At 37.4% G+C, this 14,240-nt stretch carries 11 protein-coding genes; 5 read left to right on the top strand and 6 right to left on the bottom strand.

Features of this window, described 5'->3' with window-relative positions; translation table 11 throughout:
- Window positions 1-15 precede the first annotated feature (15 nt).
- Both JK139_RS01335 and JK139_RS01330 read left to right on the top strand, forming a co-directional pair.
- Entirely contained in the window at window positions 16-1,137 is a 1,122-nt protein-coding gene (locus JK139_RS01335; protein WP_081301261.1) for a N(4)-(beta-N-acetylglucosaminyl)-L-asparaginase, read from the top strand.
- Window positions 1,138-1,860, top strand: a complete 723-nt coding sequence (locus JK139_RS01330; protein WP_074419855.1) for a copper homeostasis protein CutC — start codon at window positions 1,138-1,140, stop codon at window positions 1,858-1,860.
- 17 nt (window positions 1,861-1,877) lie between these two features.
- Here JK139_RS01330 and JK139_RS01325 read toward each other — a convergent pair whose 3' ends face one another.
- Both JK139_RS01325 and serA read right to left on the bottom strand, forming a co-directional pair.
- Complete coding sequence (locus JK139_RS01325; RefSeq protein ID WP_074417903.1) at window positions 1,878-3,062, bottom strand: carboxypeptidase-like regulatory domain-containing protein; 1,185 nt, start codon at window positions 3,060-3,062, stop codon at window positions 1,878-1,880.
- A 93-nt stretch (window positions 3,063-3,155) separates the two neighbouring features.
- The gene (gene serA / locus JK139_RS01320; protein WP_074417902.1) at window positions 3,156-4,400 is read right to left on the bottom strand and encodes a phosphoglycerate dehydrogenase; all 1,245 of its coding nucleotides are present in this window, start codon (window positions 4,398-4,400) and stop codon (window positions 3,156-3,158) included.
- A gap of 119 nt (window positions 4,401-4,519) precedes the next feature.
- Between serA and JK139_RS01315 the strand changes: the two genes are divergently transcribed.
- On the top strand, window positions 4,520-5,743 hold the full coding sequence (locus tag JK139_RS01315; RefSeq protein ID WP_218330399.1) for a serine hydrolase domain-containing protein: 1,224 nt from the start codon (window positions 4,520-4,522) through the stop codon (window positions 5,741-5,743).
- A 97-nt stretch (window positions 5,744-5,840) separates the two neighbouring features.
- Window positions 5,841-6,863, top strand: a complete 1,023-nt coding sequence (locus tag JK139_RS01310; RefSeq protein ID WP_218330398.1) for a PorP/SprF family type IX secretion system membrane protein — start codon at window positions 5,841-5,843, stop codon at window positions 6,861-6,863.
- Between the two features lie 20 nt (window positions 6,864-6,883).
- On the opposite strand, the gene JK139_RS01305 is transcribed toward JK139_RS01310, so the two are convergent.
- The 4 genes from JK139_RS01305 to JK139_RS01290 form a co-directional block, all read right to left on the bottom strand.
- Window positions 6,884-8,719, bottom strand: a complete 1,836-nt coding sequence (locus JK139_RS01305) for a M56 family metallopeptidase (RefSeq protein WP_218330397.1) — start codon at window positions 8,717-8,719, stop codon at window positions 6,884-6,886.
- A 5-nt stretch (window positions 8,720-8,724) separates the two neighbouring features.
- Entirely contained in the window at window positions 8,725-9,102 is a 378-nt protein-coding gene (locus JK139_RS01300) for a BlaI/MecI/CopY family transcriptional regulator (RefSeq protein WP_074417899.1), read from the bottom strand.
- A gap of 168 nt (window positions 9,103-9,270) precedes the next feature.
- Complete coding sequence (locus JK139_RS01295; protein ID WP_218330396.1) at window positions 9,271-10,161, bottom strand: sterol desaturase family protein; 891 nt, start codon at window positions 10,159-10,161, stop codon at window positions 9,271-9,273.
- 58 nt (window positions 10,162-10,219) lie between these two features.
- Complete coding sequence (locus JK139_RS01290) at window positions 10,220-12,604, bottom strand: sodium-translocating pyrophosphatase (protein ID WP_074417897.1); 2,385 nt, start codon at window positions 12,602-12,604, stop codon at window positions 10,220-10,222.
- Window positions 12,605-12,867: 263 nt separating this feature from the next.
- Between JK139_RS01290 and JK139_RS01285 the strand changes: the two genes are divergently transcribed.
- Window positions 12,868-14,229, top strand: coding sequence for a pyridoxal-phosphate dependent enzyme (locus JK139_RS01285; protein ID WP_074419856.1), 1,362 nt, complete (start codon window positions 12,868-12,870; stop codon window positions 14,227-14,229).
- Window positions 14,230-14,240: the final 11 nt, after the last annotated feature.

Below are 14,240 nucleotides of genomic sequence, written 5' to 3'. Positions count from 1 at the left end.
GAAAACATTGCTGACATGCATCAATATCCCGATGATGATAGTACTGAATGTGTTATCTTTAAATCAACAAATTACTACTTCAGACAAACTAAATTTTTTATTGTGGAAAGAAGAAATTTTTTATCGCTGAGTTCTTTAGGATTGACTGCATTGGCTATGCCGAAAAACAGGCTGTCGGGCTTTGCCGGGCCGGTTAAAAAACCAATTGTTATTGCTACCTGGGATGCGGGTATTGCCGCCAATAAAGCCGCATGGCTTATTTTAAAAAATAACGGACGTGCATTGGATGCAGTTGAAAAAGGGGTAATGGTTACTGAATCATCCATCAATTGTTGTGTAGGGTTAGGTGCCAATCCTGACAGAGATGGCTATGTTACATTAGATGCCTCTATTATGGATGAAAATTTTAACTGCGGTGCGGTTGCCTGTTTGCAACGCATTAAGCATCCCATTTCAGTAGCCAGAAGGGTAATGGAGAAAACACCTCATGTTTTATTGGCTGGTGAAGGAGCCCAACAGTTTGCCATTGCCGAAGGCTTTATTTTGGAACCGGAGCAACTTAGCAATGAAGCCAAAAAAGCTTATGAAAACTGGCTGAAAAAAAGTGAATATAAACCTATTATCAACATTGAACGGAATGAAGGAAAAACTTCTTTTGTGCCCACTTCGGTTCCCGCAAAATTAGAAACCGGACAATGGAATCATGATACCATTGCTATGTTGGCGTTAGACAGTGCCGGCAATTTAAGCGGTAGCTGTACCACCAGTGGTCAGGCCTTTAAAATGCATGGCCGTGTAGGCGATTCGCCGCTAATTGGTGCCGGCTTATTTGTGGATAACGAGGTAGGCGCTGCTGCTGCTACCGGCCAGGGGGAAGATATCATTAGAATTTGTGGTTCGCATACAGTGGTTGAACTGATGCGGCAGGGATGGCCGCCGGAACAAGCCTGTAAAATGGCGGTTGAAAGAATTGCAAAAATTAAAGGCAGTAAAGCAAAAGAAATTCAAATAGGTTTTGTGGCTCTGAATAAAAAAGGAGAATATGGCGGCTATTGTTTACAGAAAGGATTTAATTATGCAGTTTGTTTTGCAGATGATAAAAACTTTTTAGAAGACGCAAAATTTATATTACCATAAATGAAACTAATTGAAATAGCGGTTTTCTCAATTGAGTCTGCTATCGCTGCTTATAAAGCCGGTGCCAATCGACTTGAATTATGTGAAAACTATGAAAATGGCGGCACTACTCCTTCCTATGGATATTTAAAAACGGTTCGACAAAAGATTGATCTGCCACTTTTCGTAATGATTTGCCCAAGAGCCGGAGATTTTGTGTACACTGATGCAGAGTTTGCAGCCATGCAGGCAGATGTTAAACTTTGCAAGCAAATGGGTTTTGATGGCGTAGTAATTGGCATTTTAAAAACCGACGGCAGTATTGATATAGCAAGAACACAGCAATTAGCAGCGTTGGCTTACCCAATGGAAGTTACCTTTCACCGGGCATTTGATCGGTGCAAACAACCATTGGAAGCCATGGAAAATATTATTCAATGTGGTTGTCAGCGTATTTTAACCAGTGGACAACAGCCCAATGCTTTATTGGGAAAAGCATTAATACAAAAACTAATTGTAGCAGCGTCAGACAGAATTGTGATTGTGCCGGGAGGAGGTATTAGAAGCAGTAATCTGGAGGAGTTGCTTTTATTTACCGGAACAGATGAAGTGCATAGCAGTGCAAAAAAATTGGAACCATCGCCCATGCAATTTTGGGTAGATGCCATGCAGGACAAAAGCGAAAGAATAATGGTAGATGCATCAGAAATTGCAGCATTAAAACAAATACTGCAACAATGTTAACACATGCTAATTAATTTTTACAACCCATAATCATAAGGCATGGCAGTGGATAAGCCCATCCAGTTCCAATCACCAATTACCCAATAATCAGAAGATGGAAAAGAATATCCGGTATTGGCAATATAAACCGGATTATCAGAGAAAATAATGTACGAATAGCTTTCTGCTAATGAGCTGGTAAATGGATTAAACCCATTGGATCTGTCAATCGGTTCCCATGCATCTGTTTTTTTATATTTTACCTCCATAATGTGCTGTGAGGCCAATAATACAGCAAGATTATCTTGATTCTTTTTCAGGAAATTAGATAACAAATTCTGTGCACCGGTTGCAGCAACATCAACAAACTTTTTCTTAACAATGGTATTTCCTTCTTTTAAAGATTGCATACCTGTTGTATTTTTTTTATTAGCAACAGCACTGGCATAACCAGATTCATTTTCAAAAATGCGTTGTATAAATTGAACAGTAAAACCATTTTGATGCAAACTGTCATTATACAGGCTTTTCCAAAAAGCAATCTGACTGGTTGGATAGTTTTGTTTTCTATTTTCTATCCATTTATTTTTAATATCTAAACTTTGTGAATGCAGCGGCTTAAATGCAATCGTGCCATCATACACCATGTCGCCATTTTTATTCATCTTAAAACTTTCCAAATTCATCAATAACATATAACCCAGCGCCTCATTACTCACCATGAGGGGGCCATCAGCCAGCACATCTAAAATTTGTGTAGAATCGTTCCATTTAAATTTCAATGCATCAGAATTCAAAATTTCACATTGAGCAGCATAGTCCGCATGGCCCATAAAAAAGTTTTGGAATAACTGAAACCACTCTTTCCCATTTGCAGTACCGGAACCTATCCATACATTAAAACGGGCAGTATCCAACTGCGTCATTTCAAATCGGATTTGCGTTGGAATTTTTTGAGTGGTAATATGATAAGTTAAGGTTTCAAAACCTGCTTTGGTAGCAATCAAATCAGCTTCAATACCAGTAATATTATCCAAATCAAACTGACCGGCACTATTGGTGATGGTAAGATAGGTTGACTGATTCACATAAATATATACACCACTAACTGGCTGATGTGTAACAGCATTGATAACTATACCTTTAAGGGTATAGGCCAATGCATTCCGGCTGATTATACAACCTAAAATGATACAAACTACAATAGCAGCAATACGTTTCATAAAAAATTTAAGTATTGTAGATGCTGAAGCTCGCAGGTAAGCCTGATTATCCGTTTGCTACCATCATCTGTTCCTCATATCGTGGTGATGATATTAGTACAACATTCTCACTTTAATGGTATCTTTTACCTCTTTTAATAATGCCGCTGCTTTATTAGATAATTTTTTATCTACATCCAATACAACATAACCAATGGCATCATTTGTTTTTAAGTATTGGCCAACGATATTAATATGATGACTCGCCAAAGCACTATTGATGGCACTTAATACACCAGGTTTATTTCTGTGAATGTGTAAAATACGATGTGCGCCATCTATAGGAGGCAAACTAATGGCAGGAACGGTATGTGAGCCATTGGTAATACCTCTTTCAAGGTAATTAAACAATTTAACACTTACATCTTCACCAATGTTTTCCTGCGCTTCTTCGGTGGAACCACCAATATGTGGCGTTAGAATTACATTGGGTAACCCCTGCAAAGGCGTTTCAAAATGATCGCCGCTTTTTTCTGGTTCCCATGGGAATACATCAATGGCAGCTCCGCCAACTGCACCGGCTTTTATTGCTTCTGCCAACGCTTTCAAATCAACCACTTCACCACGTGCATAATTAATTAAAATGGTGCCCGGTTTAAAATTTTTAATGACCGCTTTTGTAATCAGATTTTTGGTTTGTGGTGTTTCCGGAACATGCAGGGTAATAATATCGGCTATACCCACCAATTCTTTCATGCTTTTACAGGCAATGGCATTACCTAATGGCAACTTGTTTTCAATATCATAAAAACGAACCTGCATACCCATTGCTTCGGCCAAAACGCTTACCTGCGAACCAATATTTCCATAGCCAATAATACCCAATGTTTTACCCCGTAATTCAAAACTGCCCTTCGACTCTTTGAGCCAAATACCTTCATGAGCTGCTTTATTTTTATCCGGAATTCTTCTTATCAACATAATTGATAATGCAATTACCAATTCGGCCACACTTCTTGTATTGCTGTAAGGCGCATTAAACACTACTACCCCATTATCGGTTGCTGCTTTCAGGTTTACCTGATTTACGCCAATACAAAAACATCCTATGGCCTGTAATTTTGTTGCGGCTTTTAATACATTTTCTGTTATTTTGGTTTTAGACCGAATGCCTAACAGATGTACATTTTTTACCGCATCTATTAATTGTTCTTCACTTAAAGCACCATTTAATTTTTTAACGTTTACATACCCGCTTTGTTTAAAATATTGCACTGCTTTATCACTGATGTTTTCTAAAAGCAGTATGTTAATTTTTTCTTTGGGGTAACTGGTTGGGTTGGTTGTTTGCTTATTCATAGCTGCTAAATTAAATTATATTCTCCAATTAATAGTTGATGCAAATTTTACTTTTGTTTTTGCTTAACGAAACTCGGCACATTATCCTTTATATTTGCGCCTTTTGAAACCATTGAGGCATGCACAAATTATTGATACTTTCATCTCTGTTTACATTGTTGTTTTTATCCTGCAAATCGCAGAAAGAAAAAAATGCCATACAGCAAGCTATTGCACCAGTTACTTTTCATTTCGATACACTGACCCCGCAACAGAAACAAGCCTATGCAAATGCCATTTCCTCATTGTATAAAAAAAATTTATTAGATAAAGATTTTAATGGCGCCATTTTAATGGCGAAGAACGGCGAAGTGGTTTTTGAAGATTACAATGGTTATTACAATTTTAAAACAAATGAAAAAATAACACCCGATGATCCTTTTCATTTGGCCTCAATTTCAAAAACTTTTACTGCCATGACACTTCTGCGATTATGGGAGCAAGGCAGAATTGAACTAACCGATACCATACAAAAATTTTTCCCAAGTTTTCCTTATCGTAATATAACCGTAACTGATTTACTATCGCACCGAAGCGGACTTCCCAATTATGTTTATTTCATGGATGAAAAGAAAGCAGTGGTTTCTTATGCAAGAAACAAAAGAGGGAAAAGAATTAAAATTGTACATCTGGTTCCTTCCGGGAATGAAGTAAAAGGCTTTCAAACCAATCAGGATGTATTAAACTATATGATTGCACATCAACCCGCTATCCTTTCCTTGCCCAATAAAAAATTTCATTACTGTAACACCAATTATGCACTACTGGCATTGATTATTGAAAAAATTACCAAAATGCCTTTTCCGCAATACATGAAAGACAGTGTGTTTAATGTTTTGGGCATGAAGCATACGTATGTATTCAGTATTGCAGATACCAATCGGTATATACCTTCTTTTCAACCCAATAAAGCACCATTTAAATTAGAAAAATTAGATTGTATTTATGGTGATAAAAATGTGTACAGTACGGTAAGAGACATGCTTTTATGGGATAAAGCCTTGTATGAAGGCAGTTTTGTAAAACCACAAACACTCTCAATGGCATTTGAGCCAAGAAGCCTTGAAATTAAATCGAACCACAATTATGGTTTGGGATGGCGTATGTTGTTAGATGGCAGTAATGGCCCAATTATTTACCATAATGGCTGGTGGCATGGCAATAATACCGTATTTACCCGATTAATTAATGATACGGCCACTTTAATTATATTAGGAAATAGGTATAATCGAAACATTTACAGTGCCAGAAAAATGACTTCAGTTTTCTCCGGCCAGTCAGACACTTCCCGCATTGAAGAATAATTTGATGATTTAGATTTTTTGTATTTGATTCTCATCAGATTATTGTTTTTTTGTAGATAATTCCCTGAATTTATAATACATTCGGGTCTGAATAATAATGAAGCTTCGCCTATTCATTTTAGTAGCATTTCCTTTTTTCTTTGTTGCAGCATCAGCACAACAAAGACCCTATTATACGCAATACATTTTAAACAATTTTATTATTAATCCGGCAGTTGCCGGAATTGAAAATTATACCGATGTAAAATTGAGTCACCGTATTCAATGGGAAGGTTTAACAGATGCACCTGTTACTACTTATTTCACCATTCAGGGGCCATTGCATAAAAGCAGCTTTCCTGAAAAAACTGCAACCGGCTACCATACCCCTGGCGAAAACCCTCGTGGCAATGCCTATTGGCGAAATTACACCAGCGCACCCGCCCATGCAGGCGTTGGTTTAACCATTCTGAACGACAAGGCCGGATCACTGAACCGTTTTGCTGCTTATGCTACTTATGCCTATCATGTAGGATTAACTCCTAACACCAATTTGTCTGCCGGAATATCAGCCGGCATTTCGCAACTCAGTTTAAATACGTCCAATCTAAATTTTGCTGTACCGATTGATCCGGCAGTAACCAATGCCAACACCATTAACCGGATAAAACCGGATATCAGTGCCGGTTTGTGGTTATATGCAGCCAATTATTTTTTGGGATTATCTGCACAGCAAATGATTCCCGACCAGATTTATTTTTCCAATCATCCTGTTGGTATTGTTCCGGGCAAATTGGTGCCCCATTTGTTTTTTACCGCCGGCTATCGGTATAGCCTTTCTGACGATATCAGTGCACTTCCTTCCTTCCAAATCCGATATATTCTACCATTGCCATTGGGGATAGATGTGAATGTGAAATTGCAATACAAGGATTTATTGTGGGCAGGCGCATCATTGCGTTATAAAAATGGATTTGCAGCCATGTTAGGCATCAATTTAAATCAATCTGTAAATATTGGTTATTCATATGATTACACTACCTCAGCATTAGGAACTATTAGTAGTGGTACCCATGAAATTTTGATTGGCTTTTTATTAAACAATCGTTATGCTGACTGGTGCCCCAGAAGACTGTGGTGAGCGATATTAAATTTTATCATTTAATTGAATGAAACAACATCATAGGCAGTATCATTCATGATGGGCAATGGCTCTTCAAACCCATCAGATTGATTAGAAAACCAATACACATAATCCTCTTCAGGCATTTCATTATTAGCAGGATTCATAATCAGTAACATAAAATATCCAGGCTCAAATTCTTTGCACCAATTACTTTTTTGTACTTGAACCAAAAACACCTGACATGCAGAAATATTTAAAATACAGGCATTTTCATTAGAAATGTATTGATGAGCCATAACGGGAATGAATTGATGTATGGATTGTAACTCAATCTGTTGCTGTTGCATTTGATACAAGAGTGCTTTCATCCACCATTTCAGAGCAGTAGTCTTTATTAAATGCCGTTGATGTTGAATACTTGCGAAAAATTTCAGTGCATGCTGGTTTATATCATCTGCGGCAAACAATTTTAAAATGGATTGTGAAGTAGTGAGCCTGAATAGATTAAAATATATTTTAGCACTATTTTGTTGGTTTGAATTTGTAGAAAACAAATTTTTTGTTTGAATGAATGAAGTGCCTTCAGGCAATGTTGATGCAGCTTTATTTTCTGTTTGAACAACAGGCAAAGACTGGTCAATAATCAGGTTTGAAACAGGCACAGTTACTTTAGGCAGATAGGAAGTTGCAGATTTTGAAACAGCAATCATTTTCTTGTCTGAATGTAGCTTTATTTTTTGTTTTTTGTATGTACGATGTACAGGTTCCATTGAAATTTTAGAGGGCTGAAGAATACTATTCTTATCAGCAACTGTATGAATAAATAGTTGATTTTGCTGCACCATCTCATTCGGATGCAATACCACTAAAGGCTGCGTTAATTGCATGGTATACACAAATACAAACCCTGCCATCATGAAAACTAAAACAGACAGCCATCTAAATACCAAACGACCTGAATATACTGCACGCTTATTCGCATACAATATATGTTTAATTCGAAACAACAATTCACCCTTATGCTGCACAGCCGGCATCGATAAAACGGGCAAGGAATAATTTTGTGATATTCGGGCTAATTGCAACAAGGTTTCAGCATACAATAACGGTTCATACTTTTGTTGCAACACATATTCATCACAACAAATTTCTCTGCTGCGTTCCATTTCCTTCACCAATAATCTGGCAAAAGGATTAAACCAGATGATTGACTGTAACAGCTGAACTAAGATATTGATGAGATAATCATTCCGCTTAATGTGTGCCAACTCATGCAACAAAATTGCTTCAACCGCTGTAGTTGACAAATGTGTAATTCCTGCAATCGGCAATAAAATAAATGGTTTAAAAAATCCAATAGTCATGGGGCTTTTAATACCTGAAATTATAAAAAGTCGAATAGACTTTTTTAAATGCAGCCACTGTTTTTTTGTTTCAATAAACTTTATAAATTCTTCCGGTAACGGTTGCAATGTATTTGCTAATAAATTTTTATGCTGCCGAAAAATTAATGGCCATCTAATCAGCTGTACCACCAACCATACCATATAGATTCCTGCTATTGCATTAAAAACATAATAAAAAATGGGTTTATTTGTTGCCTGGGTTACCCCATTTAAGGACTCAACAATAAAAACAGACAGTATTAATTGTTGATTAGCAACCGGATCAGCAATTGAAAGATAATGTATAAAAGAAAAAATAAAGAGAATGAAAACACCTGCAATGGCCATTATCGCAACATTGTAATGCATTGCAACTTTGTTGGGAAATAATATTTTAAAGAGCATAAACAATAACCAGACAATACTACCCTGCAGTACATTCCAAACAATAGCTGCTCCTAAATTGGTAAAAATAGCAGGTAACATGCCCATTATTTTGCACTTTTCAAATTATCCAATAAAGTTTGTATTGCCTGTAATTCTTCTGCATTGGGCTTATTTGTACCCAAAGCCTGCATAACCAAAGCAGTTGCCGAACCCCCAAATAAACTGTGTATCATTTTTCCTACTAACTGTTGCTGGGTGTTTTCTTTGCTTACATTCGGCTGATAGATATGTGTCTTATTTTGATCATTTCGAATCACCAATCCTTTCTCATACATAATTTGCATGAGTTTTAAAGTAGTAGTGTATCCGGAATCTTTGTGTAAACTTAGCACTTCATGCACTTCTCGAACGGTGGCATTACCCTTTTGCCATAATATCTGCAAAATTTCTAACTCACTTTCGGTAGGTTTTATTTTTTTCATATTTACTTGAGAATTTTGGGTGTAAAAACGAACAATCCAACAAAATCTATTGAACTGATAACTTTATCACTAAAACTTGGTATTCAATTTCACAATCATTGAAGTTGGTACGATTTCATTCGTAAGCAATTTACACAGCTTCGCTGTAAAAGAAAAGATAAAATAAGTTTAAAGCTTTTTTTCGGCAGAAGCCTGCCTTTTACGCAATTCGCTGGTAGTTTGTCTGCTGCCATCATGGCTCCAGCCGGGAGGACCAAATAGATATCCCAGAATATGTTGTATGCGGCGCGATTTTCGAAGATCACCCACAATTTTAATCCATTCAAAAAAAGCAATTCTAATTGGGTTAAACGTATTTACATTTTTGGGAAGGCCAAAAGTTGGGGTAAAAACTTCTTTCTGAAAAGTACCAAACATACGATCCCATATAATTAATGTACCGGCATGATTTTTATCTAAGTACAAAATATCGCTACCATGATGCACACGATGATGGGAAGGGGTATTAAAAATATACTCAACCCATTTGGGTAATTTTTGAACGGTTTGGGTATGAATCCAAAACTGATATAACAAGCTTATCGATTGCATTAGTAAGATCATGACGGGATGAAATCCTACCAGTGGCATCCACGACCAAAAAATGAAAGAGCCGGTTAAATTACCTGTCCAAGTTTGTCGCAAAGCAGCAGCCAAATTATAATGTTCAGAAGAATGATGTACTACATGGCTTGCCCAAAACCAACGTACGGTGTGTGCCATTCGATGAAACCAATAATAGCTAAAATCATCTGCGAAAAATAACAACACCCAAGCCCACCATGCCGTATAGGGTATGGTAAAAATACGATAGGTGTATAGCCAGGAGAAAAATAAGAGTATAATGGCTTTGGTGAGAATACCGGTAAATAGATTCCCTAAACCCAATACTATACTGGTGGCAGTATCTTTAACATGGTATAATTCCTTTTGTATATGATATGCATACACCACTTCTACAATAATCAGCAGAATAAATGCAGGAACAGCGTGTAATAATATATTAGGGAATTGCGGCATAGCATATCAAATCAACCTCTAATATACACATATCACGGCAAAAAAAATTTTGGGTTAGTTATTTTAGAAATGCCTTATATTTTTCCATAATAGCTTCAGATTGCTCCTTGCCATTGATAAATATTTTGCTGTTGCGAATTTCTAATTTAACATCATTACCTTGTATTACACCATCATTACGCAATTGCTGCATCAATGCATTCATTGTGTTATCACTTCCGGTAGAAAACGAACCCTGCCCTAAAATTTTTTGTGTACTGTCTGAGATGGAAATTTCAATGGTTTGCGCTTTAACTGTATTGGCGTCTGACTGATGCAAATGGGCCAATGTAGGTGCAATCACCAAAGAAACAATGGACATCAATTTAATTAAAATATTCATTGACGGGCCTGAAGTATCTTTGAACGGATCACCAACTGTATCGCCGGTAACTGAAGCCTTATGAGGCTCAGATTTTTTATAATGCATTTTACCATTTATTTCAACTCCTTTTTCAAAAGATTTTTTAGCATTATCCCAAGCTCCACCTGCATTGTTCTGAAACATACCCATTAAAACACCACTTACAGTAGCACCCGCTAAAAATCCGCCTAAAGCTTCAGGTCCTAAAATAAACCCAATTAACAAAGGTGCAATAATAGTAATTGCTCCGGGCAACATCATTTTTTTAATGGATGCTTTGGTAGAAATGGCAACACATTTATCATATTCCGGCTTACCGGTTCCTTCCATAATGCCTGGAATATTCTTAAACTGACGACGAACCTCTTCTACCATAGCCATGGCAGCCTGGCCCACCGCACGAATAGCTAAAGAAGAAAAAATAAATGGAATCATGCCGCCAACAAATAAACTGGCCAACACTTTTGCTTTATAAATATCAATACCATGCATTTCATAACCATTGTTGTTAATCACTCCAACATAGGCTGCAAACAAAGCCAGCGCAGTTAAAGCAGCCGAAGCAATCGCAAAGCCTTTTCCGGTAGCTGCCGTTGTATTACCCACTGCATCCAACACATCTGTTTTTTCACGAACATCGCCCGGTAATTCGCTCATTTCTGCAATACCCCCTGCATTATCTGCAATTGGTCCAAAAGCATCAATGGCTAATTGCATGGCCGTAGTTGCCATCATGCCTGCAGCAGCAATGGCTACACCATATAAGCCCGCACAGGCATAAGCACCCCAAATACCTCCGGCTAAAACCAAAATGGGTAAAAATGTACTTTCCATTCCTACGGCTAACCCGCCAATTACGTTGGTTGCATGTCCGGTAGATGACTGTTTAATAATACTAAGCACCGGTCTTTTGCCCATTGCAGTATAATATTCAGTAATAATACTCATTAAAGTACCTACCAATAATCCTACACCAATTGCACCCAAAACACCCCAACGGGTAAATTCAAGTCCGCGTAACACCATTGTTTCCGGTAAAATATAAGTTACCAAACCAATACAGGCCAATGCAGTTAAAACAATACTGCCCCAGTTGCCCATATTTAGCGCTTTTTGAACATTGGCGGTATTTACGCCGGCATGTTCACTTATTTTAACAAAGAAAGTTCCGATAATTGAAAATAAAATTCCCACACCAGCTATTACCATTGGTAATAGGATGGGGCCATATCCACCAAAGTTGTCGTGTGAAATGGTTTCCTGACCCAGTACCATTGTAGCCAAAACGGTAGCAACATAAGAACCAAATAAATCGGCACCCATACCAGCCACATCACCCACATTATCACCCACATTATCAGCAATAGTTGCCGGATTGCGTGGATCATCTTCAGGAATACCAGCTTCTACTTTACCCACTAAATCGGCGCCAACATCTGCTGCTTTTGTATAAATACCACCTCCTACACGGGCAAATAATGCAATACTTTCAGCACCTAATGAAAAACCGGTTAACACCTCAATGGTTTTAATCATTTCAAGGCTGGTTGAAGCAGCATCTGGCGCAAAAATTTGCTTTAAAACCAGAAATAAAGCACCAAGACCCAATACAGCCAATCCTGCTACGCCTAATCCCATTACAGATCCGCCGGTAAAAGAAACTTTTAATGCTTTAGCAAGGCTGGTTCTGGCTGCTTGAGCAGTTCGAACATTTGCTTTAGTAGCAATACGCATACCAATAAATCCGGCTACAGCACTACAAACAGCACCTAAAATAAATGCAATGGCAATACTCCAATTGCTATTTGCGTTACTCTGTGCCATAAATGCCAATAAAATGGCAACAAAAGCAACAAAATAACCCAATACCTTCCATTCTGCCTTTAAAAATGCCATAGCACCCTCAGCGATATACGTGCTGATTTCTTTCATTCGGGGTGTACCGGCATCTTGTTTGGCTACCCATTTAAATTGAATAAGGGTATACAGCAAACCTATAATACCCATGATTGGAACTGCATAAAACAAATTGTTCGTCATTAGCTTTGGTTATTAGTTTAAGTAAAACATATTTATATGTTAAGGGCAACAAAAATAGGGGAAAACAATAAAAATTATTTAAAAAACGGCATAGTATTCCCTCTTTTATCAAAAATCAGATAATAAAATTAGCTGCATACTCCCAACACAATATTCAAAATTTTTGCTATATTATCTTTTTCATTTCGTTAAATAATATTATTTTAATAGTTAATATATTACCAAAAAAGTAAAAACCTACATTTGCAGCACAAACATTTGCCATGATGAATATTAAAAAAAATGTGTTAGAAACCATTGGGAATACACCAATGATTCAATTGAACAAAATTGTAAAAGATTTTCCTTGTACTGTTGCTGCCAAAGTTGATTATTTTAACCCCGGTAATTCTATCAAAGACCGTATGGCTTTAAAAATGATAGAAGTAGCTGAGCAGGGAGGCAGATTAAAACCCGGAGGAACCATTATTGAGGGTACCAGCGGCAATACAGGTATGGGTTTGGCATTAGCGGCCTGTGTAAAAGGCTATAAATGTATTTTTGTTACCACCGATAAACAAAGTAAAGAAAAGGCAGATATTTTAAAAGCCGTTGGTGCAGAAGTAATTGTTTGTCCTACCAATGTTTTACCCGAAGACCCTAAAAGTTATTACAGTGTTGCCAAAAGACTAAGTCTTGAAATTCCCAATGCCTGCTACATGAATCAATATGATAATTTGGCCAACAGACAGGCACATTATGAAAGCACAGGCCCTGAAATTTGGGAGCAAACTGATGGGAAAATAACTCATTTAGTATGTACGGCCGGAACAGGTGGCACCATTACCGGAACGGCTATGTATTTAAAAGAAAAAAATCCAAATATCCAGGTTTGGGCAATAGATGTATATGGTTCGTTGCTGACGCATTATTATCTAACGGGAGAAGTAGATATGTCGTATGTACACCCTTATATCAGTGAAGGTTTTGGAGAAGATTTTGTTCCCAAAAACTACGATATGCGTTTCATTGATCATTTTGAGCAGGTAACAGATAAAGATGGTGCTATTATGGCCAGAAGAATTGCCAAAGAAGAAGGATTATTTTGTGGGTACAGCGCCGGCAGTTGTTTACAGGGCCTCATGCAATTAAAAAACCGATTGAAAAAAGATGATTTTGTGGTGTGTATTTTCCATGATCATGGCAGCCGGTATGTAGGTAAAATATACAATGATCAATGGATGATGGAGCGCGGTTTTTTAGAAGTAAAAACATGTAAAGACATTATCAATGGCAGGGCACACAAAAAATTAGTAACCATATCTCCGCAACAAACAGTTGCAGATGCTGTTGCATTGATGGAAAAATACGATATTGAACACATTCCTGTGATGGATGACAATCAAATTAAAGGCGCTGTAAGTGAAGGAGGATTATTTATCAAAATGTTTTCGAATCCGGAAATCAAATCGCAAATGGTTGAAACAGTAACAGAACCCTCCTATCCTATTGTAGACATTGCCACACCCATTGAAAAATTAGGAGCACTCATCAATAAAACCAACGGTGCCGTATTGGTGAACGATGAAAAAGGAGATTATCACATCATTACCAAATATGATATTTTGCAAAGCCTTGGCCGTTAATCACTTTTTAA

Source organism: Hydrotalea lipotrueae (assembly GCF_019249625.1).
Lineage (GTDB): Bacteria > Bacteroidota > Bacteroidia > Chitinophagales > Chitinophagaceae > Hydrotalea > Hydrotalea flava.
Note: the sequence above shows the minus strand (reverse complement) of the source record. Positions and strands in the feature narration are given on the sequence as shown.